Here is a 22,700-nt window from a genome sequence, read left to right as displayed (position 1 = left end):
TCGAAATCATGGAGCCGGCGGGCTTTCGACCATCGCCGTATGGCAGAGTGATCGCACAAATTATAACGCCCTGCCAGAAGGCAGGGCGTATGTGCGGGTCAGGGTCAGATGAAGCGGGCATGGCAGGCCCGGCCGTCAGGCGGCGGGGGCCTTCGGGGTCCTCTCGATGGCTGCGGCACCATACCTGGCGATCTGCTTGGCCAGCAACTCGCGTTCCAGCCATTGGATCAGCGTTGTCGCCAGGCTGTCGTCATCGACGCCACCCATGCCGGTCAGCTGCGGCTGGGTCACGGTCGTGCGCGAACAGACCAGCTTGTCGCCGTCCAGGTCGATCTCGACCACCGCCTCGCTCTGGTGGAAGGCCAGATCGGCCTTTGACAGACAGGCCCAGGCCTCGCTGTGCGACCAATCCGACCGCGCCATCAGGCTGTTGGTGTCGGCGGGGCAAGCTCGCCATCGACCAAGGCAAAGAGCCGCAACACCTCGATCACCGCGCCCTTTTCGGCCGGTGAGCGGCGGGTCTCGACCTTGGCGCGGTGCTTCTCCAGCGCGTCGCGGACTGCGCGGTGGTCGGGTTCGGGCTCTTGGCCGCCAGATTTCTTCAGCAGCCTGAAAATGCAATGGGTTAGCTAGGATGATCAGCTCGCTACGGTCGTATTCTTGCATGATGGCCCGTTCCGTAACCAGGCTGTAGCTTAGCGGTGCTTTCGCCTGCGTCCATCAAGGCCAAACTGAGCGTCCATATGGAGGACGGTTGGGTGAAGACTCAGGAGGACAAGGAAACCTCGTGCAGAGGTTTGGGTTTGCGATGGCAAGGCAACTTGACAGGTCGCGTGCCCTTATTTCGGTTTCCGACCGGCTGTCCTTGAATGAGATAGACATGCACCACGTGTAGTGTTCGCTTATGGAGGCCTCCCATCGCGATCCTTTGTGGCGACAAGCGTTTCGGTTCAGTTGGCCTTTACTCTCAGCCTCCAAGCTATAGGCCCGGCAGTAGCCTGACTTGTTGACGTAAAACGAGATGGGGTTGGACCATCCGTGATTACACCTTGACGTTCCGCTCGGACGCCGGTCGCAGCCCTGGAAGGAGATGGAATGAAGCCCTTCTGCCAAGATCGGGATATCCGCCCGGCGCTGGTCGCCATCAACGTCGATCTGGCCCATGTTCTGGCCATTCACGTCCCACCGCAGGATGAAGATGTCATAAGACCACGGCTCTACCCCCCAAACTACACGCAGGTTCATGCCGGCGCGGTAGACGGCGTGGAAGGCATGCGGAGCCACGTTGGGGGACCAGGCCACACCTCCGTTGCGAAAGTCCTGGACGCGGCCTCCAGACGGTCCGTCCCGCTCCGGAGCCAACGGGCAGAGCAGGTTGCCGCCTTCGCCCCCGAGCGTTTGATAAACGTCTCGAATCAAGCCGTAGGGCTGATCGGCTGCTTCGCAGGCCTGGGCGCCTTTGGCGGCTACCAGCAGCGGCACGGCACCAGTCAGCACCAGACGCGACAGAATGCCCAAGCCAGTCAGCATTCCGAGACCCTCACCAATCGAAGCCTACGCAAAGTCCGCAGAAATAGATCCGGCACTCTTCCAGTTCTGAGGATGAATATAGAATCCATCATCACACATTTGGACGACCCCATAGCAGCTGGTGATTGTTTGCTGCGGCTGGCAGACATGGACGGGGCGGCAGAGCGCCTTCGTGCCTGACCAACAAGGCGATCCGTCCCCATGATCGTTACGGTCTATCTCGACTTCGCCCTCGAGGCATGCGCCGTGGCAAAATGGCGCGGTGCCGCGCCAAACGTCCTACGCCAAGGCGCCCGAGGCAGGCGTCATGACCAGCACCAAGAGATGCGAGAGCCTACTGAGCATTCGCAGCAAGCTTTGAATATGGGGGCACGCCGCCATAGCAACCTCCAACAAGAACAAGCGACACTGCAAAGGTCTTTCAGAGCGCTTCCCGCTGGCCGCGGGAGGGCGAGGCGAGCCCTCTGATCGGTTAGATACAGATGATACCTCAGGAACTGGCGGTACGTCGATGTGAACCGCGCCGTGTTTTCCGGAGGCTGATTGACGTCAGTTCCGCGGCCATGAGGTCGCTGACACAAAACCTCGGCGCCAGATCAAGAATGGCGTTCGGCTTACCTGCCAGTAAGGGAGCGGGCATTCACCGGACCTGGGCAGCACGCGGCACGACCGCCAATGGATGCCCGCGCGCGAAGGAGGCTGTGATTTTCGGAACATCTGGGCAACAGAACCAGGTATTGGCGTGGATCCTTCGGCGGGTGCGGCATCCTGGCATCGATTGAGCGCCGGTATGACTGAACACCCGATCTTAACCTTTTGCGGCTAAAGGCTTGGATATGCATGATCCCTGGCCTTTCAGATGCTCCGTATCCTTTCTGTCTCTTGCCGGTTCCTGATGACGCTGGTTGTGCTATCGGCGCCGGTATGGGGCATGCCCGGGGCCGAGGTATGCGAATGGGCGGCATTGCGCGCGGCGGAAGAGGAAGGTGTGCCCGCCGACATTCTGGGGGCGCTGACCCTGACCGAGACCGGCCGGCGCCTGGACGGGGTGGTTCGCCCCTGGGCCTGGAGCGCCAATTCCGAAGGCGAAGGCACCTGGTTTGACGATCCGTCAAGCGCCATCGCCTTTGCTCGCGACCGGCTGGCGCAGGGGCGCACCAATCTGGATATCGGCTGCTTCCAGTTGAACTATCGTTGGCACGGGGAAAATTTTTCCTCGCTCGAGGCGATGTTCGATCCGCTGGGCAATGCCCGCTATGCGGCGCGTTTCCTGCGCAACCTTTACGCCGAGACAGGAAGCTGGCGCGCGGCTGCCGGCGCGTTTCATTCCCGAACCCCGGTTCACGCCAACCGTTACCTGGCCCGCTTCGATACCTTGCATCAGATGCTGGTGCAGCGCGGATTTCAGGGCATGACTGCCTCGCCTGAAACCTACAACAGTTTCGCGGCCATAAGCTCGGGAGAGCGTCGCCTGGTGCGGGAAAGGCTGATGCTGCTGGGCGCGCCTCTGGGGACAGGGGTGACTGGATCGCCCGCCTCTCTGGCCGCGATCGGTCAGGGCAGAGGCGCATTGGTGAGCGGCGGGCGCGGTCCGCTGCTTGTTGCCGCGCGCGGCGATCTGATGGCGCCGGGTCAGCATATGGGTGGACAGACAGGACCCGATGAGGCAGCCGAAGTTGCCGAAAGCTGGGATTGACAACGCAGTGCAAGCAGATTTCCTGCGTCCATTCGCAATCCATTCGTGCCGAAGGAGTTTGGCCGATGACACCTGCCGCCCGCGCGCAAGCGGCAATAGCCATCCTGGACCGGATTCTGGCGGGCGAACCGGCGGAGGCCGCCCTGTTGCGCTGGGCACGAGGCAGCCGCTTTGCAGGATCGGGTGACCGGGCAGCGGTGCGGGATCTGGTTTTCGACAATCTGCGGCGGGCGCGGTCGCGCGCGGTTCGCGGGGGTGCCCAAAGCGGCCGAGGGTTGATGCTGGGCATGTGTCGCGAACTGGGTATCGCGCCAGATACGCTCTTCACCGGCGAACGTCACGCACCAGAGCTGCTGGCCCCGGCGGAACTGCGTCGCGGGGCAGAGCCTTCGGACATAGACCAGCTTGATCTGCCGGAATGGTTGATCCCGGAATGGCAACAGGCGCTGGGGCAGAATGCAAGGCCGGTAGCCCTGGCGCTGCGGGATCGCGCGGCAGTCTGGCTAAGGGTGAACGACCTTCGCGCAACGCCACAGCAGGCCATCGCCGCTCTGGCCGCCGAGGGCATTGCGGTGAAGCCTTGGCCTGGCCTTGACGGCGCCTTGCAGGTGACCGAAGGGGCGCGGCGGCTCAACAACACGAAAGCCTATGCGCAGGGGCTTGTGGAATTGCAGGATCTGTCCCCGCAACTGGCCTGCGCGGCCTTGCCTGTGGCAAGCTCCGTGCTGGATTATTGTGCTGGCGGCGGTGGCAAGGCCTTGGCGCTCGCGGCGCGCGGGGTCGGGCAAATCACCGCCCATGACATCGATGCCCGCAGGATGCAGGATCTGCCCGCGCGCGCTGCCCGTGCCGGGGCCCAGATTCGCATTGCCCAACCGGGTCAGGTAAGGGGCCATTTCGACCTTGTCGTGGCAGATGTGCCCTGTTCCGGCAGCGGCACCTGGCGGCGGACCCCGGACAGCAAATGGCGTCTGACGCCCGGGCAGCTGGCGCAGCTTGGTCAAGCCCAGTCCACGATACTTGACCGCGTTGCGCAGCATGTCACGAGCAAGGGTCACCTGGCATACATGACCTGTTCGGTCCTTGGCTGCGAAAACCAGCGCCAGATTGCCGATTTTCTTATGCGCACGCCCCATTTCCGACTGTGCGACGAAAGGCTGTTCACACCGCTGGATGCCTCGGACGGGTTTTACCTTGCGCTCCTGCAACGCGATTAATCGGGTGTTAACGATCATGCGGTATGCGGGCTGGGCGAGGGTGAGGAACGGAGGGCGCATGGTTTCGGAACGGGCAGAAAGCTTGCGCTCGGCGCAGGTTCTGGTGCCGCTGCTGACACTGCCGGCGCTGATCGGCGCCTTGTGGCTGGCGATGTGGCCACAGGACGCATACGGCGGTCGTGCGCTGCTGGTGATCGGTGCCGTTCTGGCGACGTGGTATCTTCTTGGGGGCGCGATATCGCTGCGCCATCTGATGCGGGCGATCGCGTTGCGACGCGACTTGCGGCGCGTGCATGCAGAAATGATGGGCCACGAGGGCGCGGCAATGGCCGTCGATCCTGACGGGCTTGTGCTGGCGCAGAACGAGGCCTCGCGCCGGCGGTTCGGCGACTTGACCGGCCGGTCAATTCAGGCGCTGCTGGCACGCCGCCATGCCGATCCCGATGCCGCCTGGCGCCACATCGGCATCGGGCTTGAGGACGGACGCCGCAATTTGCTCCAACCCCTGGATGATGCCGGGGACCATTCCATCCGCAGGGTTTCGGCCTCGGGTCTGCAATTGTGGCTGGCCGTCACCGAATCTGCGCCTCCGGCCCCGGTCGCGCTGACGCGGCCACAGGCAGAGGATTTCGACATGTTGCCCGTGGCGCTTCTGCAACTGGATGTGTCGGGCATCATTCACCGAGCCAATCGCGCGGCTCGGGACATGCTGGGTGAGGATCTGGTAGGGCAGCCGCTGGCGATGCTGCTGGATGGGCTGGGGCGAGGGCTGGCCGGCTGGATCGCTGATGTGGGCAGCGGCCGCATGCAGGGCGGGGCCGAGGTGCTTCATACCCGGGGCGAGGGTCCGGAACGCTTCGTGCAGGTCACCCTGGCGCGCGGCCAAGGGGACGCGGTCACCGCGGTGCTTTCGGACGCAAGCGCGCTCAAGACGCTCGAGGCCCAGTTCGTCCAAAGTCAGAAGATGCAGGCCATAGGTCAGCTTGCTGGCGGAATTGCGCATGACTTCAACAACCTGCTGACGGCCATTACCGGTCATTGCGATCTGCTGATGCTGCGGCATGACAAGGCCGATCCCGATTATGCGGATCTGGATCAGATCAGTCAGAACGCCAATCGCGCCGCAGCCCTTGTCCGGCAACTGCTTGCCTTTTCACGCAAGCAGACCCTGAAACCGCAGCTGATGGATCTGCGCGATACGCTGTCGGATCTGACGCATCTGCTGAACCGCCTTGTGGGCGAAAGGATCGTGCTGACATTCGACCATGACCCGCATTTGCGCATGATCCGCGCAGATCGGCGCCAGTTCGAACAGGTCATCATGGATCTGGTCGTGAATGCGCGCGATGCCATGCCTCAAGGCGGCGACATTCGCATCGTCACGGATAATCTGCACCTTGAGGCCGGGGCCGAGATCGGTCGCGCCTCGTTGCCGGCGGGCGATTACGTTCGTATCCAGGTCCAGGATCAGGGTTGCGGCATCGCGCCCGATGATCTTGCCAAGATATTCGATCCCTTCTTCACCACGAAACGCATGGGAGAGGGCACGGGATTGGGGCTTTCGACAGCCTATGGCATCGTCAAGCAGACCGGAGGCTACATCTTTTGCGACAGCACGCTGGGCGAAGGATCGTGTTTCACCCTGTTCTTTCCTGCGCATGATCGTCTGGCCGATTCCGTGACGCAGGAATGCCCGGCTCCCGTGCAAATGCGCAGTCGCCTTGAAGCCGATGCGACCGTCCTGCTGGTCGAGGACGAAGCGCCGGTGCGTGCCTTTGCAAGCCGCGCCTTGAAGTTGCAGGGTCTGAATGTTCTTGAGGCCTCTTGCGCCGAAGAGGCCTTGACGCTGCTTTCCGATCAGTCCCTGGCGGTGGATGTGTTTGTCACCGATGTCGTCATGCCAGGCATGGACGGACCCAGCTGGGTTCGCAGCGCCTTGGCACAGCGTCCCGATACGCGGGTCATCTTCATGTCAGGTTATGCCGAGGACATTTTCTGCGAAGGACGCGAGCCGATTCCGGGCGCGGCATTTCTGGCCAAGCCGTTCTCGCTGTCGGACCTGACGGCACTGGTGTGCCGGCAGCTTGAGCAAGCCCCGGCCGCTGCAAGAAGCGGTCGCTGCGATCAGAGCGTCTGATAAAGCTCGATGTCCGGGGCCAGCATTCTCCGCAGCAATTCCTCCTGATCTTTGGGCAGGCTGACATCGACCGCGGGCGGCACGTTGACACGGGGCAGGCTGATTGCGCAGTCCAGCGTGTCTTCAAGGAAATGCGTGAAGCGATCGATGTCCTCGTAGCGAAAGATCCGGTCAACGCGATCCGAGCCGTGCGTCAGGAATGCGCCCTGGGTTCCCACACGCGCGGCGGGCATGCCCCGCGGATCGGCATAATGACGCACGAAATCGGCAAAGCTGACCCCCACCATGGCATGATCGGGATCCTCGACATCGTCGCGAAGGCGGAAACGATACCAGCTGCGCAGCCAGTCGATGGGTTCGCGCATCAAGGCAACCGTCGTGAAACGATCGCCGGTGACCGAATGCAGCCAGGGCTCGATATGCTGCCGATAGCGCAACAGGTCCGTGTGCTTGAGCGCCTCGGGACGCTGCACCGCCAGATTCGCCAGCGGTTCGAGCGCGGTTTCGATGGCGGTGGATCCTGCCTTGGGCGTGGCCAGGAAAACCAGACGTCTGTCCCAGAAGATCAGCATTCAGGCAGGAATCCCGTCAGTTCGCAACCTTGGCCGGATATCCAGTCGCCACGACCCTGTAAACCGTTTCTTAACGATTTCCCGTAAGCTTTGCAGGCAGGCGTGACTTGTTTGTGCCGCGATTCGTTAACCAAGGCTTGCATTCCAGGCAGGGCGCGCCTTAATTGGAACAACCAGTGAACATCTGGTAGGGCGGCGCTGATTGCCCCGGCGGTCGGGGTATGAAATAAGCATGAGGCACGGCATGGCAGGGGCGACACTTTTCGACATGAACGACAAGCGGACAGCAGACAAGCAGAAGGCGCTGGACAGCGCCCTGGCGCAGATCGAACGTCAGTTCGGCAAGGGCTCGATCATGAAACTGGGCGCTGACAACCCGGTGGCCGAGATCGAGGCAACTTCGACCGGTTCGCTGGGCCTCGACATCGCGCTGGGCATCGGCGGCCTGCCCAAGGGGCGCATCATCGAGATTTTCGGTCCGGAAAGTTCGGGCAAGACCACGCTGACCCTGCATGTGGTCGCCGAAGAACAGAAAAAGGGGGGTGTCTGCGCCTTTGTCGACGCCGAACACGCGCTGGACCCGCAATATGCCAAGAAACTGGGCGTCAATCTGGACGAGCTGCTGATCAGCCAGCCCGATACAGGTGAACAGGCGCTGGAGATTGTCGATACTCTGGTGCGCTCGGGCGCGGTCAATCTGGTGGTGGTCGATTCGGTGGCGGCGCTGACGCCCAAATCCGAGATCGAAGGTGACATGGGCGACATGCAGATGGGCAGTCAGGCCCGGCTGATGAGCCAGGCGATGCGCAAGCTGACCGCCAGCATCGGGCGCAGCAACTGCATGGTGATCTTCATCAACCAGATCCGGATGAAGATCGGGGTGATGTTCGGCAACCCCGAGACGACGACAGGTGGCAATGCGCTGAAATTCTATGCCTCGGTGCGCCTGGACATCCGCCGGACCGGGTCGATCAAGGACCGCGATGAGGTGGTGGGCAATACCACCCGCGTCAAGGTCGTCAAGAACAAGGTAGCGCCACCTTTCCGGCAGGTGGAATTCGACATCATGTATGGCGAAGGCATCTCGAAGGTGGGGGAGCTCATCGATCTTGGCATCAAGGCGGGCGTGGTCGAGAAATCGGGCAGCTGGTATTCCTATGGCGACGAGCGCATCGGCCAGGGACGCGAGAACGCCAAGCAGTTCCTGCGCGACAACCCCGAAATCGCCTATGCCATCGAGGACAGGATCCGCGCCAGCCATGGCCTGGATTTCGGCGCGACCGATGAAGGCGACGATGCGGTGACCGAGGATTGACGCCGGGGCGCGCGGTCACCGTGCGGCGCGCCCGGTTTTGCCCAGGCTCTGACACGCGGGATGCAAGGCCGGCGCGATGTTGCGCGGCCTTGGGTGCTGGCCTGCCCACGGCGAATTCGTGCAGCCCCGCCGGGATTGCTGGACAGCCGCCATGGCTGGGGCTAGACCGGACTGCAAAACGGCGACTGCCGGAATGACCGCATTGCGATAAGGCCTGCCATGCCCAGCTTGAACGACATCCGCTCTACCTTCCTGAACTTCTTTGAACGCAATGGCCACAAGGTGGTCGAGTCGAGCCCGCTGGTGCCGCGTAACGACCCGACGCTGATGTTCACCAATTCGGGCATGGTCCAGTTCAAGAACCTGTTCACCGGGGTCGAGACGCGCGACTACAACCGTGCCACCACGGCGCAGAAATGCGTGCGCGCCGGCGGAAAGCACAACGATCTGGACAACGTGGGCTATACCGCCCGGCATCATACCTTTTTCGAGATGCTGGGGAATTTCAGTTTTGGCGATTACTTCAAGGAACAGGCGATTCCCTTTGCCTGGGAGTTGCTGACAAAGGATTTCGACATTCCGAAAGACCGGCTGCTGGTCACCGTCTATCACACCGATGACGAGGCCGCGAATATCTGGAAAAAGGTCGCCGGACTGCCGGATGAACGCATCATCCGCATCGCGACCAGCGACAATTTCTGGCAGATGGGCCCGACCGGCCCGTGCGGTCCCTGCACCGAAATCTTCTTCGATCACGGCGACAATATCTGGGGTGGCCCGCCCGGCAGCGCGGAAGAGGATGGCGACCGCTTCATCGAGATCTGGAACCTGGTGTTCATGCAGAACGAGCAGTTCGAGGATGGCTCGATGCGGGCGCTGGACATGCAGTCGATCGACACCGGCATGGGGCTGGAACGGATCGGCGCGTTGCTGCAGGGCAAGCATGACAACTACGACACCGACCTGATGCGCGCCCTGATCGAGGCCAGCGCCCACGCCACCAGCGCCGATCCCGACGGGCCCGGCAAGGTGCACCATCGCGTCATCGCCGATCACCTGCGCTCGACCAGCTTCCTGATTGCCGATGGCGTGATGCCTAGCAACGAGGGCCGCGGCTATGTGCTGCGCCGCATCATGCGCCGCGCCATGCGCCACGCCCATATGCTTGGCGCCAAGGATCCGGTGATGCACCGGCTGGTGCCGGCGCTGGTGCGGCAGATGGGTGGCGCATATCCGGAACTGGGCCGCGCCCAGGCGCTGATCGAAGAAACGCTGAAGCTTGAGGAAACGCGATTCCGCCAGACGCTGGACCGCGGATTGCGGCTTTTGGAGGATGAACTGTCGCGGTTGCCCGAAGGTGCAGACCTGCCGGGCGAGGCTGCCTTCAGGCTTTACGACACCTACGGTTTTCCGCTGGACCTGACCCAGGACGCATTGCGCGAACAGGGGCGCGGGGTCGATACGGCCGGTTTCGATCGGGCCATGGCCGAACAGAAGGCAAAGGCGCGCGCCGCATGGGCGGGTTCGGGCGAAACCCGTGATGCGGCCATCTGGTTTGACATTGCCGATCAGCATGGCGCAAGCGAATTCCTGGGCTATGAAACCGAGGCTGCCGAGGGGCAGATTCTTGCGCTTGTCCGGGACGGCGCCGTGATCGAACAGGCCGCTGAGGGCGAACAGGTCCAGATCGTGGTCAACCAGACCCCGTTTTATGCCGAATCCGGCGGTCAGGTCGGGGATACCGGATTGATCAGGACCGAGACCGGTGCCGCGCGGGTGACAGATACAAGAAAGGCGAACGGTCTGTTCGTGCATGTGGCCGAAGTGACGCTGGGCAGCATCAGCCGTGGCCAGGGTGCGCAGCTGGAGGTGGATCATGACCGCCGCAGCGCCATACGCGCCAATCACTCGGCCACCCATCTGCTGCACGAGGCACTGCGCCGCGCCCTTGGCGATCACGTTGCCCAGCGTGGCAGCCTGAACGCACCCGACCGGCTGCGGTTCGATTTCAGCCACGGCAAGGCGCTGACCGGCGATGAGCTTGCCCGCATCGAGCGCGAGGTCAACGAGTTCATCCGTCAGAACAGCCCGGTGGAAACCCGGATCATGACGCCCGACGACGCCCGGGCCCTGGGCGCGCAAGCGCTTTTCGGTGAAAAATATGGCGATGAGGTGCGGGTGGTCTCGATGGGCGAACTTGCCGGTTCCGGCAAGGGGGCAGGCGGCAACACCTATTCGCTGGAATTGTGCGGTGGCACGCATGTTGCCCGCACCGGCGACATCGGCATGTTTGCAATCACCACCGAAACCGCTTCGGCAGCAGGTATCCGCCGGATCGAGGCGCTGACGGGGCAGGCCGCCATGGACGAACTGCGACGCATGGATGCCGAACTGGCGGAAATCGCCGGCATTCTCAAGGCGCAGGCCGGCGATGTGGTCAACAAGGTCCGTGCGCTGGCCGATGAACGCAAGGCGCTTGCCAACGAGGTTGCGCAGTTGAAGCGGCAACTGGCCATGGGCAATGGCGGTGACGAGGCGCCCCGCGACATCAACGGCATCAAGCTGATCGCCCGCCGCGTCGAGGGGGTTTCCGGCAAGGAACTGGGCCCGCTGGTGGACGAGATGAAGGCACGCCTGGGCTCGGGCGCGGTGGTGGTTCTGGCCGAGGCCGACGGCAAGGCAACGGTCGCGGCCGGTGTCACCCCTGATCTGACCGCGCGGGTCAGCGCCGTCGATCTGGTCCAGGCGGCGACCGCGGCCTTGGGCGGCAAGGGCGGCGGTGGCCGGCCCGATCGCGCGCAGGGCGGGGCGCCCAGCCTGCAAGCCGCCGATCAGGCCATTGCCGCGGTGGAAAGGCTGGTGGGCGAACGCTCATGACAGCGCTGTGGATCTCGCATGTCGATGTTACCGATGCCGATGCCTATGGCCGCTATGCGCGTCAGGCTGGCCCGGTGATTGCCGCGCATGGCGGTGTGTTCCTGGCCCGCGGCACCCGCCACAAGGTCATCGAAGGCGCCGATCGGTCGCGCCATGTCGTGATCCGCTTTCCCAGTCTTGAGGATGCGGTTGCCTGCTATCATTCGGCAGATTATCAGGCCGCGCTCGCGCATGCGCGCAACGCATCCTTGCGCGATCTTGTGATCGTCGAAGAGGTTTCTGACCAAGAGTCCAGGTGATTCGGCAGCCGATCCGTGCTAAGCCAAGGGAAAATCACCTGTGGGGGACGGGCATGTGTCGCTGGGCAGCCTATATTGGCAGTCCGATTTTTCTCGAGGACGTGATTTGCCGTCCGGGTCATTCCCTGGTTCGGCAAAGCCACGGCGCCATGCGTTGCCACACACCTGTGAATGCCGATGGCTTCGGTATCGCCTGGTATGGTGAACGCGAAGAACCGGGGCTTTACCGCGACATCATGCCGGCCTGGTCGGACAGCAATCTGAAAAGCCTGACCGCCACCCTGAAATCGCATCTTTTCCTAGCACATGTGCGCGCCTCGACAGGAACGGCCACCAGCCGGAACAACTGCCATCCCTTTGCGGTGGGCAGATGGGCGTTCATGCACAATGGTCAGTTCGGCGGTTATGACAATTTCCGCCGTCATGCCGAGGCGCTGATTCCGGACGAACTTTACGCCCATCGCAAGGGCGCCACCGACAGCGAGGCGCTTTTCCTGACCGCCCTTGCCGAAGGACTTGATAAGGATCCGGCCGCGGCCATGGCGCGTGCAACCGCTCGCTTCGAAGCATTGGCCAGGCAACGCGGTTCTGCACCCCATGTGCGGCTGACGGCGGCTTTCAGCGACGGTCATCGGCTTTACGCCCTGCGCTATGCCAGCGACGAACACGCCCCGACACTGTTTCATCGCTGGTCGGACACGCGAAACGGTCGGGCGGTTGTTTCCGAACCGCTGGAAAGCGACGAGACCGGCTGGCTCGAGATTCCGCCCCAAAGTTTTTGCATCTTTGACGGCGAAGGCGTGGAAATTCATTCGTTCCAGCCAGCCGTCGATCGCGTTGCAGCCTAGGCGGCCCGTCCGCATGGACGGGACGCGGCGGGTGACCTGTTCAGAACCACAACCGATCGGCAAAGACGTAATGCGGGATACGGTCGCGGGTCAGACCCATGCGGGCCAGTTCCGCGTCCGACTTTGCCTGCAGGGCCTCGATTTCGGCGCGGCGCGAATGCCGCTCGATATAGGCGGCCGAGCGCGCGTTGAACCCGTCGATGAAATTGCGCAGAACCGCGGACAGCGTGGGTTTGAAGGTCGTCGTCGTGATAGCCATTGGAAACCCTTTCGGTCTTGGCGAATGGTTTCCTCCCTTGTCACGACAGATAGTCGTTGCTTCGGCTTATGACCATGGCCGGTTTTGCAATGCTGCCTTGCACGGAAGATCAACCCCAGGTTGCCGGCACCCCATGCCGAGCGAATGCGCTTTCCCCGCGCGGCCGGGGACATTATACCATCTGCGGCATTCATGACCGCAGAAGGAAAGCACAATGGCCAATGTGGTGGTCGTCGGCGCGCAATGGGGCGACGAAGGCAAGGGCAAGATCGTCGACTGGCTGTCCGAGCGCGCCGATGTGATCGCGCGTTTTCAGGGCGGTCACAACGCCGGCCATACTCTGGTCATCGGCGAACAGGTGTTCAAGCTTTCGCTGCTGCCTTCGGGCATCGTGCGCAAGGGCAAGATGGCGGTCATCGGCAATGGCGTTGTCCTGGACCCCTGGGCGCTGTTTGCCGAAATCGACAAGCTTGCGGGGCAGGGGGTCGCCATCGGCCCCGACAATCTGATGATCGCCGAGAACACCCCCCTGATCCTGCCGCTGCATCAGGATCTGGACAAGCTGCGCGAAGAGGCCGCGGGCGCCTCGAAGATCGGCACCACCGGCCGCGGCATCGGTCCGGCCTATGAGGACAAGGTCGGCCGGCGCGCCATTCGGGTTGCCGATCTGGCCGATCTGGAAACGCTGGACGCACGGCTGGACCGCCTGCTGGCCCATCATGATGCGCTGCGCCAGGGTCTGGGCGCCACGGCCATCGACCGCGACGATCTGCGCGCGCAGCTTCTGGCGATCGCGCCCAAGCTGCTGGCCTTTGCCCAGCCGGTGTGGAAGGTGATGAGCGATTACCGCAAGGCCGGCAAGCGCATCCTGTTCGAGGGCGCCCAGGGCAGCCTGCTGGATATCGATTTCGGCACCTATCCCTATGTGACCTCATCGACGACGATGTCGGGCATGGCCGCAACCGGCACCGGCATGGGCCCCAGCGCCATCGGCTTCGTGCTGGGCATCGTCAAGGCCTATACCACGCGCGTCGGCGAAGGTCCGTTTCCAACCGAACTGGATGATGCCGATGGCCAGCGCCTGGGCGAACGCGGCCATGAATTCGGCACGGTCACCGGGCGCAAGCGTCGCTGCGGCTGGTTCGATGCGGTGCTGGTCCGCCAGACCTGCGCGATTTCGGGGGTGAACGGCATCGCGCTGACCAAGCTTGACGTGCTGGACGGTTTCAAGACGCTGAAGATCTGCACCGGCTATGAAATCGATGGCCAGCACTACGATCACCTGCCCACCGCCGCCGCGTTGCAGGCCCGCGTCACCCCCGTCTATGAAGAAATGGAGGGCTGGCAGGAATCGACGCAAGGCGCCCGTTCCTGGGCAGATCTGCCTGCGGCTGCGATCAAGTATGTCCGCCGGATCGAGGAACTGATCCAGTGTCCGGTCGCGCTGCTGTCGACCTCGCCCGAGCGTGACGACACCATCCTGGTTACCGACCCCTTTGTCGATTGAGGCGGACGCGGGCGCATGGATCTGAAAAGGCGCAAACGCTGGTCGCTGGCCCTGCTGCTGATCGGGCTGCCGATCTATGTGGTTCTGGCGGTCAGCCTGGTGAACTGGATGGATCGCAGCTGGGGTCGCCAGCCGATCCTGGTCGAGCTGGCAGTCTATGTCGCCCTGGGCGTGCTGTGGGCATTGCCCTTCCGCAGGCTGTTTTCCGGCATCGGCAAGGGCGAATGATCCTGACCAGCGAACAGCCGGTGACGCTGATCGGCGGCGGTCCGGTCCGCGCCGACGATCTGGCCTTGGCGCTGGCGCTGGCGCCGAAGGTCGCTGCCGCCGACGCCGGGGCAGACAGGGCGCTGGATCACGACCTGATCCCCGAAGCGGTCTGGGGTGATTTCGACAGTATTTCGGCCCGGGTGCAGGCGATAATCCCGCCGGGGCGACTGCATCCCGTGGCCGAGCAGGACAGCACCGATTTCGAAAAAAGCCTGTCACGGATTGCCGCGCCGCTTGTGATTGCGGTGGGGTTCGCGGGCGCACGACAAGACCATTTCCTGGCGGCGCTGAATGTTCTGGCGCGCCGCATCGGGCCGCCCTGCATCCTGATCGCGGGCGAAGACGCCATCACATTGATGCCGCCCCGGCTGGAATTGGCACTGATTGCAGGCACAAGGGTGTCGCTTTTCCCGATGGGACCGGCCCGGATGCGTTCGGCCGGGCTGTTCTGGCCGCTGGACGGGCTTGCCCTGGATCCGCAGGGGCGGGTAGGCACATCGAACCGGGCCACCGGGCCCGTGGCGCTGACCGTCGAGACCGGGCCGGTGCTGTTGATGCTGCCGCGCGAGGAAATCGCCGGCCTTGCCCGGGCCCTGCTGGCGGCCGGCTAGCGGCCGCGGATGCGCGGGTCCATGGCATCGCGCAGCCCGTCGCCGATATAGTTCACCGACAGCACCGTCAGCGAGATGAACAGCCCCGGCAGGATCACCCGCCAGGGATACATCTGCATCTGGTCCACCGCGTCATAAAGCAGCCGCCCCCAGGTCGGGAAATCCGGGGGAAAGCCCAGGCCCAGAAAGCTGAGCGCGCTTTCGGTGATGATCGCCGTCGCAATCCCCAGCGTCGCCGCCACCATGATCGGCGAGATGACATTGGGCAGCACATGGCGCAGGATCATCCGCCATGCCGGCGTGCCGATCGAGGTCGCGGCCAGGATGAACTCGCGTTCCTTCAGGCCCAGCACGTCGCCGCGCACGATGCGCGCGGTCTGCATCCACGAGGTGACGCCGATCGCCAGCACGATCAGCAGGAAGGTGCCGCCGGCGGGCCCCAGCGCCTTGGCCAGCGGTTCGCGGAACAGCGTCACCATCAGCAGCAGCAGCGGCAGCAGGGGCAAGGCAAGGAACAGTTCGGTCAGGCGCATCAGTGGCGCGTCCAGCCGGCGGAAATAGCCCGAGCAGACGCCGATCAGACTGCCCAGGCTCAGCGCGATGGACATGGCGACCAGGCCCACGGCGATCGAGACCTGCCCGCCCGCCATCATCCGCGCCAGCAGATCGCGGCCCAGCTGGTCCGTGCCCAAGGGGTGCGCCATGCTGAACCCCTGATTGCGGGCGCGGTAGTCTACATAGGTCGGATCGATGGTCCAGAGCAGCGGGCCGATGCTGACGAAAAGGACGATGCCCAGAAACACGGCCAGCGCCACCATCGCCCCCCGGTGTCGGCGGAACTGATACCAGACATCGCGCCATTGGCTGCGCGCTGGCGCGTCCTGGTTCGCGCCCTCGCTGGGCGTCAGGGCAGGATCTTGGGGCGGCACAGGGTCAGTCATAGCGAATCCGCGGGTCCAGGATGCCGTAAAGCAGGTCTGCGATCAGGGTGAAGGTGACGATCAGCACCGCAAAGATGAAGGTCAGCGTCATCACCATGGGAATGTCATTGGCGTTGATGGCCAGGATCAGCAGCTGGCCCAGACCGTTCACCTTGAACACCTGTTCGGTGATGATGGCGCCGCCGAACACCGCCGGCAGGCCCAGTGCGATGACTGTGACCACCGGGATCAGGCTGTTGCGCAGGACGTGCTTCAACACCACCACCCGTTCCGACAACCCCTTGGCGCGGGCGGTGCGCACATAATCCTGGCGCAGGTTGTCCAGCATCGCGGCGCGCATGAAACGGCTGATCTGGGCGGCGTTATACAGCGCCAGCACCGTGACCGGCATCACCATCTGCCGCACCTGCGCGACGAAGCTGTTCCAGTCGGTGACCCGCAGCGTGGTGTCGTAGATCGAGGGAAACCATTGCAGCTTGATCCCGAACACGATGATCAGCACCACGCCGGTGAAGAATGTGGGCAGCGAGAAACCGACCATGGCGATGAAGGTGCCGATCTGGTCGAACCAGCTGTATTGCCGATAGGCCGAGATGATGCCGATGGGAATGGCGATCAGCACCCCCAGCAGATAGGACATCCCGACCACGGTCAGGGTCTGCGGCAGGCGCTGGGCGATCACATCGAACACCGGGCTGCGCGACTGGAAGCTGATGATGCGCTGCATGCCCGCGCTGAAGCCGGTGCCGAATACGCGGTCGAACCAGTAGAGCGGTTCGACCCAGAAGAACTGCTTCAGCCATAATGCATAGCGGATATACCATGCCTGCCCCAGACCCAGGGCCTCGCGCATGCGTTCCTTGACCTCGGGCGGGACGGTCAGCGGCACGTCGCCCAGCGGATCGCCGGGTGATGCCTCAAGCAGCAGAAAGATCACCAGAGAGATGAACAGCAAGGTCGGGATCGCCAGCAACACCCGGCGCAAGGCATAGGTCAGCATGGTGGTCCCCCTGCGGTCATTTCATGTGGGTCCGGCGAGCAAGCTCCACAGTCGGCCCTACCGTCATCCGGGCCGCTTCGGCGTGCGGCAGGCCCGTCGAAGGACAGGGGTTCAAGATCGTCGCGGCTTGCCAATGCGCAATCCTCGTTTCGCCGTTATCGTCGGCAGGGTCCAGTGCCGCGCCGGCGCGACCCATCCCGCCATCCTGCGCATGTTCCGTCGTTCAGGTGGTGACCGGCCCCGCGCAGGGCCGGTCGGTGGCGTCAGCGATCACGGCTTGACGCGATACCAATCGGCGACGTTCCACAATTCGCTGTCCCAGGCGTTCAGCTTGACCCCGCCCAGCGTGTTGGAAACCGCCGACGCGGTGCCGCGATAGACCAGCGGGATCACTGCATTGCTGTCCTTGGTCAACATGTCGTTCAGCTTCTTGCCCAGCTCGCCGCGCGCTGCCGGGTCGACGGTCTGCGACATTTCGGCGATCAGCCGGTCATATTCGGCATCGCAGTAGCGGCTGGTGTTTTCGCCCTGCCATTGGTTCGCCGGGCTGGGCACCTTGTCGCAGGTCTGGCGCGCCAGATAGGGTTCGGGATTGTTGCCCTCAAAGTTGTTGGCATACATTTCGATGTCGGCATAGAACTTCTGGAAGGTGTCGGGCGATCCGGCGTCGCCGCCGAAGAACACCGAAGGATCGACCGTCTTGAGTTCGGTTTCGACCCCGATTTCCTGCCACCATTGCTTGATCAAGGCCTGAAAGTCCTGGCGCACGGCGTTGACCGAGGTCTGGAACACCAGCTTCAGACGCTGACCGTCCTTTTCGCGGATGCCGTCGCCGCCGGCGACCCATCCGGCCTGCTCAAGCAATGCCTTGGCGCCTTCGATGTCCTGGGTCAGGCATTCGGTGTTGTCCGAGGCCCAGGCGGCCGGCGCCGGCACCAGGTTGCAGGTGGGCTGACCGGCAGGACCATATCCGATTTCGGTCAGCAGCTGACGGTCGATGGCCATGGACAGCGCCTTGCGCACCGCCGGATCGGTCAGGAAGGGGTGGGGATGTTTCAACGTCGAGCGTTCACCCTCAGGCAGGTCGGAAGAGGGGTTGCTGAGGTTGACGTGCAACCGTTCGACAAGGCTGCCAAAGGCCGCCACGCTCTTGCCCTTGCCCGCAGCCTCCATGCTGGCGATCACATCGGGTGCCAGTTGCGTATTCCAGGCATAATCGAATTCGCCGGTTTCCAGGACCGAACGCGCCGCCGCCGCCGCATCGCCGCCCCCCTTCATCACCAGCCGCGCGAATGCCGGCTTGGCCGCATCGCGATATTCGGGATTGGCCTCGAAGGTGATGGTGTCATTGGTGCGGAATTCCGTCACCTTGAAGGCGCCGGTGCCGTGAGGGTTGAAGTTCTGCTCGGTGCAGGTCGGGGCCTTTTCTCCGGTGCAGTTCTGGAACTGGGCCTGTTGCAGCACGGGACTTTGCGCACCGACAAAGGCCGAAAACGGATCGGGCCGCGGCGCCTTGAAGCTGATGCGCACGGTCAGATCATCCACGGCCTCGACCTTGTCGACACCCTCGAACTTGGCCAGCTGCGCGCAGCCGCCGGCAGGATCCATGCAGTAATTGGCGGTGAACACCACATCGGCCGCGGTGAAGGGCGTGCCATCGGCCCATTTCACCCCCGGCTTCAGCTTCCATGTCACGCTCTTGAGGTCTTCGGCGATGCCGCCATTCTCGACCGAGGGGATTTCGGCGGCCAGGCGCGGCTCGATCGTGCCCTCGGTGGTGAAACTGGCCAGAGGTTCCAGCACCACGCTGCTGGCAATCACATCCTTGGTGCCGGCCGACAGATAGGGGTTCATCGTCGACGGCGCCTGCCACATGATCACGTTGACCTGGCCATCCGCGCCGCGTTCTGCCCATGCCGCCTGCGTCGTCAGCGCGGCGGCGGCTGCGCCCAGCATCAGGTGTCTCACTTTCATCGCATTCTCCCGTTGGACCCATGGCATTTGCGGCCGATCAGTGGTCAGAGCCGCCTGCTGCCCAAGTTTCAGACCGGTTTTGCGGCAAAAGCAAGGTGCAACTTCCGGCTGTCAAGAGGTTGCATTGTTGTCCTGCCGCGCTAGCCTTGGCTGACTTGCGCGACAGGAGTGGCCGATGCTGGATGAACCACCGCTTGTTTCGATCCGCCGGCTGCGGGTCGATTTTCAGACCCGCGACGGGCGCGTCACGGGTGTGCACGATCTGTCTTTCGACATCGCGCCCGGCGAATGCGTCTGTGTCGTTGGCGAATCCGGTTCGGGAAAATCTGTCAGTTCGCTGTCGCTGATGCGTCTGGTCGAATTCGGCGGTGGCCGCATCGCTCAGGGCGAGTTGCTGTTTCAGCGCGACGAGGGCGTTACCGACCTGGCGCAGGCTGCACCTGCCGTGATGCGCGACATTCGCGGCAACCAGATCGCGATGATCTTTCAGGAACCGATGACCGCGCTGAATCCCGTCTTTACCGTCGGGGACCAGCTGGCCGAGGGGTTGATGACCCATCGCGACCTTTCGCGCCGCGAAGCACGTGCGCGGGCGCTTGAACTGTTGCGCGAGGTGCGAATCCCCGAACCCGAGCGGCGGCTGGGCCAGTATCCGCACGAACTGTCGGGGGGGATGCGGCAGCGCGTCGTCATCGCCATGGCCATGGCCTGCCGTCCGCGGCTGCTGATCTGCGACGAGCCGACAACGGCGCTGGATGTCACCATCCAGGCCGAGATCCTTGCACTGATCGACCGGCTCAAGCGTGAAACCGGCATGGCAGTGCTGTTCATCACCCATGACATGGCGGTGGTGGCGCAGATGGCCGACCGCGTGGTGGTCATGTTTCGCGGCAACAAGGTCGAGGAAGGCCCGGTCGAGCAGATATTCGACCGCCCCGGCCAGCCCTATACCCGTGCATTGCTGGCCGCGGTGCCGCGTCTGGGCGAAATGACCGGACGCGATGCGCCCGAGCCGATGCGACTGATGCGTGATGGCCGCGACGTCGCCCCGGCGCCCATGCCCCCGCCCGGCCCCGAACCGCTGCTGGAGGTGGCCCATCTCTGCACCCGTTTCGCGGTCAAGGGAGGATTGCTGCGTCGCACCGTCGCCCAGGTTCATGCGGTCGAAGATGTCAGCTTTACCTTGCGGCCAGGTGAAACCCTGTCGCTGGTCGGCGAATCGGGTTGCGGCAAATCGACCACCGGCCGTTCGATCCTGCGGCTGATCGAGCCCAGTTCCGGCACGGTGCGCCTGAATGGGCAGGATGTGCTGGCGCTTTCCCCCTCGGGCTTGCGCGATGCGCGGCGCGACATGCAGATGATCTTTCAGGATCCCTTTGCCAGCCTTGATCCGCAGATGCGGCTCTTTGACCAGATCGAAGAGCCGATGCTGAACTATGGCATCGGCAACCGCGCCGAACGTCATGATCGCATCGCGCATCTGTTCGACCGGGTCGAACTGCCGCGCGCCTTCATGCGCCGCTATCCGCATGAAATGTCGGGCGGTCAGCGGCAGCGCATCGCCATTGCCCGCGCGCTGGCGCTGAACCCGCGGCTGATCGTCGCCGACGAGGCGGTGTCGGCGCTGGATGTTTCGGTGCAGGCGCAGGTGCTGAACCTGCTGATGGAGTTGCAGCGCGACCTGGGCATCGCCATTCTGTTCATCAGCCATGACATGGCCGTGGTGGAACGGGTCAGCCATCAGGTTGCGGTGATGTATCTGGGCCGCATCGTCGAGATCGGCAGCCGTCGGCAGGTGTTTGAAACGCCCCAGCACAGCTATACGCGCCAGTTGATGGCGGCGGTGCCGGTGGCCGATCCCGGCCGGCGCAAGATATCCGAGGATCTGCGCTTTCGTCCCATCCCCTCGCCGATCCACCCGGTGGGATATGTCGCGCCGGCCTCGACCTATCGGCAGGTGGCGCCGGGACATCTGGTGCTGGTCGAGCCCGTAACGCATCAGGACTAGCCGCTTGCGTGGATGCCGGGCTTGCGGCGGCGGGGGAAAGGCGTAACCTGCCGGCGAAGGAGATGTCACATGCCTGTCAAGAACCGCTTCGCCGAACTGTTGCCCGAAATCACCGCCTGGCGACGGGATTTTCATCAGCACCCCGAATTGCAATACGAGGTTCATCGCACCGCTGCGCGCGTGGCCGAACTGTTGCGCAGTTTCGGCGTCGATGAGGTGACCGAGGGCGTGGGTCGCACCGGTGTCGTCGGTGTCATCCGCGGCCGCAGCACCAAAAGCGGCCGTGTCATCGGCCTGCGGGCCGATATGGATGCCTTGCCGATCCATGAATTGACCGGGGCCGAACATGCCTCGAACACGCCGGGGGTGATGCATGCCTGCGGCCATGACGGCCATACCGCCATGCTGCTGGGGGCCGCAAAATATCTGGCCGAGACCCGCAATTTCGACGGCACGGCCGTGGTGATCTTTCAACCGGCCGAGGAAGGCGGCGCCGGCGGTCAGGCGATGATCCAGGACGGGCTGGTCGAACGCTGGGGCATTCAGGAATTCTATGGCATGCACAACATGCCCGGCTATCCGGTGGGCAGTTTCGCCATCCGCGAGGGCGCGATGATGGCGGCAGCCGATCAGTTCGACATCGTGGTGACCGGCAAGGGCGGCCATGCCGCCAAGCCGCACGAGGCGATCGACACCACTCTGGTTGCCGCGCAGATCATCGTGGCGCTGCAATCGGTGGTGGCGCGCAACGTCGATCCGCTGGAAAGCGGGGTGATTTCCGTCTGCGTGGTCGAAACCGATTCCACCGCCCACAACGTCATCCCCCAGGTGGTGCGGCTCAAGGGCACGGCCCGCAGCCTGACCCCCGAGGTGCGCGATCAGCTTGAAGAAGGAATCCGGCGCGTCGCTACCCATACCGCCGCCGCACTGGGGGCTGAGGCCGTGGTGAACTATGATCGCGGCTATCCGGTGACGGTCAATCACCCCGAGCCCACCGCTTTTGCCGCCGAGGTCGCGCGCGAGATCGCGGGCTCGGTCAAGACCGATATCGCACCGCTGATGGGGGGCGAGGATTTCAGCTACATGCTGCTGGAACGACCCGGCGCCTATATCTTTGTCGGCAATGGCGATACGGCCATGGTTCACAACCCGGCCTATGACTTTGATGACAACGCCATTCCTGCCGGCTCAAGCTGGTTTGCCGGTGTGATCGAAAGGCGCATGCCCGTGCCGGCGTGAACTGTCGCCCGGCACCGCCAGCCTCGGGGCCGGGCTAGACGCGCCCGTCGAGATGCAGCCCTGGTTGGTCGCCCTGCGGCCACTCTTTTCGGCATCCGCATGTGCGCGACCGGGCCTCGGGTGGGAGGCTTCCGATAAACCCTGTCTTGCAAGGTGTCGACGGTCGTAGAGCCGGCCCGCGCGGACCCCTTCCCCCTGCTCGGGTCGAATCCGCACCTGCACGGCACCCCGCCTGCGGCTCTGGTGACACTCCCCCGCCACCTTTTCTGCCTATTGGCGCGAAGCTGCGTGCAGAATACCTGTGCCCGAACGCCTGCCTTCCGACAGCGGAGGGATGTCTTTGCCGTCGCGCGCCCTGGGCCGGATCGCGTTGCGGGCGATGACCGGCATCCGGCCATCC

General features: G+C 63.7%; 19 protein-coding genes. 12 read left to right on the top strand and 7 right to left on the bottom strand.

What is annotated here, in order from left to right:
- Nucleotides 1-135: 135 nt before the first annotated feature.
- Together GB880_RS01740 and GB880_RS15845 are read right to left on the bottom strand one after the other, a co-directional pair.
- Complete coding sequence (locus GB880_RS01740; RefSeq protein ID WP_154490808.1) at nucleotides 136-423, bottom strand: hypothetical protein; 288 nt, start codon at nucleotides 421-423, stop codon at nucleotides 136-138.
- A gap of 297 nt (nucleotides 424-720) precedes the next feature.
- Nucleotides 721-1,530, bottom strand: a complete 810-nt coding sequence (locus tag GB880_RS15845; protein WP_154490811.1) for a hypothetical protein — start codon at nucleotides 1,528-1,530, stop codon at nucleotides 721-723.
- An 895-nt stretch (nucleotides 1,531-2,425) separates the two neighbouring features.
- Here GB880_RS15845 and GB880_RS01730 point away from each other — a divergent pair.
- From GB880_RS01730 to GB880_RS01720, 3 genes are all read left to right on the top strand, one after another.
- Nucleotides 2,426-3,226, top strand: a complete 801-nt coding sequence (locus tag GB880_RS01730; RefSeq protein ID WP_229774282.1) for a hypothetical protein — start codon at nucleotides 2,426-2,428, stop codon at nucleotides 3,224-3,226.
- Nucleotides 3,227-3,291: 65 nt separating this feature from the next.
- Nucleotides 3,292-4,443, top strand: coding sequence for an RsmB/NOP family class I SAM-dependent RNA methyltransferase (locus tag GB880_RS01725; RefSeq protein WP_154490814.1), 1,152 nt, complete (start codon nucleotides 3,292-3,294; stop codon nucleotides 4,441-4,443).
- 58 nt (nucleotides 4,444-4,501) lie between these two features.
- Nucleotides 4,502-6,580 carry a hybrid sensor histidine kinase/response regulator gene (locus GB880_RS01720; protein WP_154550481.1) on the top strand — a complete coding sequence of 693 codons (2,079 nt, stop codon included), beginning with the start codon at nucleotides 4,502-4,504 and terminating at the stop codon, nucleotides 6,578-6,580.
- On the opposite strand, the gene GB880_RS01715 is transcribed toward GB880_RS01720, so the two are convergent.
- Nucleotides 6,568-7,152, bottom strand: coding sequence for a hypothetical protein (locus GB880_RS01715; protein ID WP_154490820.1), 585 nt, complete (start codon nucleotides 7,150-7,152; stop codon nucleotides 6,568-6,570). The genes GB880_RS01720 and GB880_RS01715 overlap by 13 nt on opposite strands.
- A 244-nt stretch (nucleotides 7,153-7,396) precedes the next feature.
- On the opposite strand from GB880_RS01715, the gene recA reads away from it, so the two are divergent.
- From recA to GB880_RS01695, 4 genes are all read left to right on the top strand, one after another.
- A complete protein-coding gene (gene recA, locus GB880_RS01710; protein WP_154490823.1) occupies nucleotides 7,397-8,467 on the top strand; it encodes a recombinase RecA in 1,071 nt (356 codons plus the stop codon).
- 219 nt (nucleotides 8,468-8,686) lie between these two features.
- On the top strand, nucleotides 8,687-11,344 hold the full coding sequence (gene alaS / locus GB880_RS01705; protein WP_154490826.1) for an alanine--tRNA ligase: 2,658 nt from the start codon (nucleotides 8,687-8,689) through the stop codon (nucleotides 11,342-11,344).
- A complete protein-coding gene (locus tag GB880_RS01700; RefSeq protein WP_154490829.1) occupies nucleotides 11,341-11,643 on the top strand; it encodes a DUF1330 domain-containing protein in 303 nt (100 codons plus the stop codon). The genes alaS and GB880_RS01700 overlap by 4 nt, the downstream gene beginning before the upstream one ends.
- A 53-nt stretch (nucleotides 11,644-11,696) precedes the next feature.
- The gene (locus GB880_RS01695; protein WP_154490832.1) at nucleotides 11,697-12,491 is read left to right on the top strand and encodes a class II glutamine amidotransferase; all 795 of its coding nucleotides are present in this window, start codon (nucleotides 11,697-11,699) and stop codon (nucleotides 12,489-12,491) included.
- Between the two features lie 40 nt (nucleotides 12,492-12,531).
- Here the strand turns inward: GB880_RS01695 and GB880_RS01690 are convergent, their stop codons facing one another.
- Entirely contained in the window at nucleotides 12,532-12,750 is a 219-nt protein-coding gene (locus GB880_RS01690; protein ID WP_154490835.1) for a hypothetical protein, read from the bottom strand.
- 214 nt (nucleotides 12,751-12,964) lie between these two features.
- Between GB880_RS01690 and GB880_RS01685 the strand changes: the two genes are divergently transcribed.
- From GB880_RS01685 to GB880_RS01675, 3 genes are read left to right on the top strand one after another with little or no spacing between them, the layout of a single operon-like run.
- Nucleotides 12,965-14,257 (top strand): adenylosuccinate synthase, encoded by a 1,293-nt coding sequence (locus GB880_RS01685; protein WP_154490838.1) that lies wholly within the window; start codon nucleotides 12,965-12,967, stop codon nucleotides 14,255-14,257.
- Between the two features lie 15 nt (nucleotides 14,258-14,272).
- The gene (locus GB880_RS01680) at nucleotides 14,273-14,485 is read left to right on the top strand and encodes a DUF2842 domain-containing protein (protein ID WP_154490841.1); all 213 of its coding nucleotides are present in this window, start codon (nucleotides 14,273-14,275) and stop codon (nucleotides 14,483-14,485) included.
- Entirely contained in the window at nucleotides 14,482-15,138 is a 657-nt protein-coding gene (locus GB880_RS01675) for a thiamine diphosphokinase (RefSeq protein WP_154490844.1), read from the top strand. The genes GB880_RS01680 and GB880_RS01675 overlap by 4 nt, the downstream gene beginning before the upstream one ends.
- Here GB880_RS01675 and GB880_RS01670 read toward each other — a convergent pair.
- The 3 genes from GB880_RS01670 to GB880_RS01660 form a co-directional block, all read right to left on the bottom strand.
- Nucleotides 15,135-16,079: an ABC transporter permease gene (locus GB880_RS01670; protein ID WP_229774283.1), complete on the bottom strand. Its 945-nt coding sequence runs from the start codon at nucleotides 16,077-16,079 to the stop codon at nucleotides 15,135-15,137. The genes GB880_RS01675 and GB880_RS01670 overlap by 4 nt on opposite strands.
- Nucleotides 16,072-17,079 carry an ABC transporter permease gene (locus GB880_RS01665; protein ID WP_154490847.1) on the bottom strand — a complete coding sequence of 336 codons (1,008 nt, stop codon included), beginning with the start codon at nucleotides 17,077-17,079 and terminating at the stop codon, nucleotides 16,072-16,074. The genes GB880_RS01670 and GB880_RS01665 overlap by 8 nt, the downstream gene beginning before the upstream one ends.
- Nucleotides 17,080-17,349: 270 nt before the next feature.
- Nucleotides 17,350-19,053 carry a peptide ABC transporter substrate-binding protein gene (locus GB880_RS01660; RefSeq protein ID WP_154490850.1) on the bottom strand — a complete coding sequence of 568 codons (1,704 nt, stop codon included), beginning with the start codon at nucleotides 19,051-19,053 and terminating at the stop codon, nucleotides 17,350-17,352.
- A 175-nt stretch (nucleotides 19,054-19,228) separates the two neighbouring features.
- On the opposite strand from GB880_RS01660, the gene GB880_RS01655 reads away from it, so the two are divergent.
- Together GB880_RS01655 and GB880_RS01650 are read left to right on the top strand one after the other, a co-directional pair.
- On the top strand, nucleotides 19,229-21,061 hold the full coding sequence (locus GB880_RS01655) for an ABC transporter ATP-binding protein (protein WP_263467240.1): 1,833 nt from the start codon (nucleotides 19,229-19,231) through the stop codon (nucleotides 21,059-21,061).
- A 69-nt stretch (nucleotides 21,062-21,130) separates the two neighbouring features.
- Nucleotides 21,131-22,300 carry a M20 aminoacylase family protein gene (locus GB880_RS01650; RefSeq protein ID WP_154490853.1) on the top strand — a complete coding sequence of 390 codons (1,170 nt, stop codon included), beginning with the start codon at nucleotides 21,131-21,133 and terminating at the stop codon, nucleotides 22,298-22,300.
- Nucleotides 22,301-22,700: the final 400 nt, after the last annotated feature.

The sequence above is a fragment of the Paracoccus sp. SMMA_5_TC genome, from assembly GCF_009696685.2.
Taxonomy (GTDB): domain Bacteria; phylum Pseudomonadota; class Alphaproteobacteria; order Rhodobacterales; family Rhodobacteraceae; genus Paracoccus.
This window is presented reverse-complemented; position numbering and strand designations above follow the sequence as displayed.

What these genes read in the sequence shown, in the direction of transcription:
- GB880_RS01730 (WP_229774282.1), top strand. Translation starts at nt 2,426, where the DNA reads ATGACGCTGGTTGTGCTATCGGCGCCGGTATGGGGCATGCCCGGGGCC.
- GB880_RS15845 (WP_154490811.1), bottom strand. Translation starts at nt 1,530, where the DNA reads ATGCTGACTGGCTTGGGCATTCTGTCGCGTCTGGTGCTGACTGGTGCC.
- GB880_RS01715 (WP_154490820.1), bottom strand. Translation starts at nt 7,152, where the DNA reads ATGCTGATCTTCTGGGACAGACGTCTGGTTTTCCTGGCCACGCCCAAG.
- GB880_RS01660 (WP_154490850.1), bottom strand. Translation starts at nt 19,053, where the DNA reads ATGAAAGTGAGACACCTGATGCTGGGCGCAGCCGCCGCCGCGCTGACG.
- GB880_RS01700 (WP_154490829.1), top strand. Translation starts at nt 11,341, where the DNA reads ATGACAGCGCTGTGGATCTCGCATGTCGATGTTACCGATGCCGATGCC.
- GB880_RS01655 (WP_263467240.1), top strand. Translation starts at nt 19,229, where the DNA reads ATGCTGGATGAACCACCGCTTGTTTCGATCCGCCGGCTGCGGGTCGAT.
- GB880_RS01650 (WP_154490853.1), top strand. Translation starts at nt 21,131, where the DNA reads ATGCCTGTCAAGAACCGCTTCGCCGAACTGTTGCCCGAAATCACCGCC.
- GB880_RS01720 (WP_154550481.1), top strand. Translation starts at nt 4,502, where the DNA reads ATGGTTTCGGAACGGGCAGAAAGCTTGCGCTCGGCGCAGGTTCTGGTG.
- GB880_RS01665 (WP_154490847.1), bottom strand. Translation starts at nt 17,079, where the DNA reads ATGCTGACCTATGCCTTGCGCCGGGTGTTGCTGGCGATCCCGACCTTG.
- GB880_RS01695 (WP_154490832.1), top strand. Translation starts at nt 11,697, where the DNA reads ATGTGTCGCTGGGCAGCCTATATTGGCAGTCCGATTTTTCTCGAGGAC.
- recA (WP_154490823.1), top strand. Translation starts at nt 7,397, where the DNA reads ATGGCAGGGGCGACACTTTTCGACATGAACGACAAGCGGACAGCAGAC.
- GB880_RS01680 (WP_154490841.1), top strand. Translation starts at nt 14,273, where the DNA reads ATGGATCTGAAAAGGCGCAAACGCTGGTCGCTGGCCCTGCTGCTGATC.
- GB880_RS01685 (WP_154490838.1), top strand. Translation starts at nt 12,965, where the DNA reads ATGGCCAATGTGGTGGTCGTCGGCGCGCAATGGGGCGACGAAGGCAAG.
- GB880_RS01670 (WP_229774283.1), bottom strand. Translation starts at nt 16,079, where the DNA reads ATGACTGACCCTGTGCCGCCCCAAGATCCTGCCCTGACGCCCAGCGAG.
- GB880_RS01740 (WP_154490808.1), bottom strand. Translation starts at nt 423, where the DNA reads ATGGCGCGGTCGGATTGGTCGCACAGCGAGGCCTGGGCCTGTCTGTCA.
- GB880_RS01725 (WP_154490814.1), top strand. Translation starts at nt 3,292, where the DNA reads ATGACACCTGCCGCCCGCGCGCAAGCGGCAATAGCCATCCTGGACCGG.
- alaS (WP_154490826.1), top strand. Translation starts at nt 8,687, where the DNA reads ATGCCCAGCTTGAACGACATCCGCTCTACCTTCCTGAACTTCTTTGAA.
- GB880_RS01690 (WP_154490835.1), bottom strand. Translation starts at nt 12,750, where the DNA reads ATGGCTATCACGACGACGACCTTCAAACCCACGCTGTCCGCGGTTCTG.
- GB880_RS01675 (WP_154490844.1), top strand. Translation starts at nt 14,482, where the DNA reads ATGATCCTGACCAGCGAACAGCCGGTGACGCTGATCGGCGGCGGTCCG.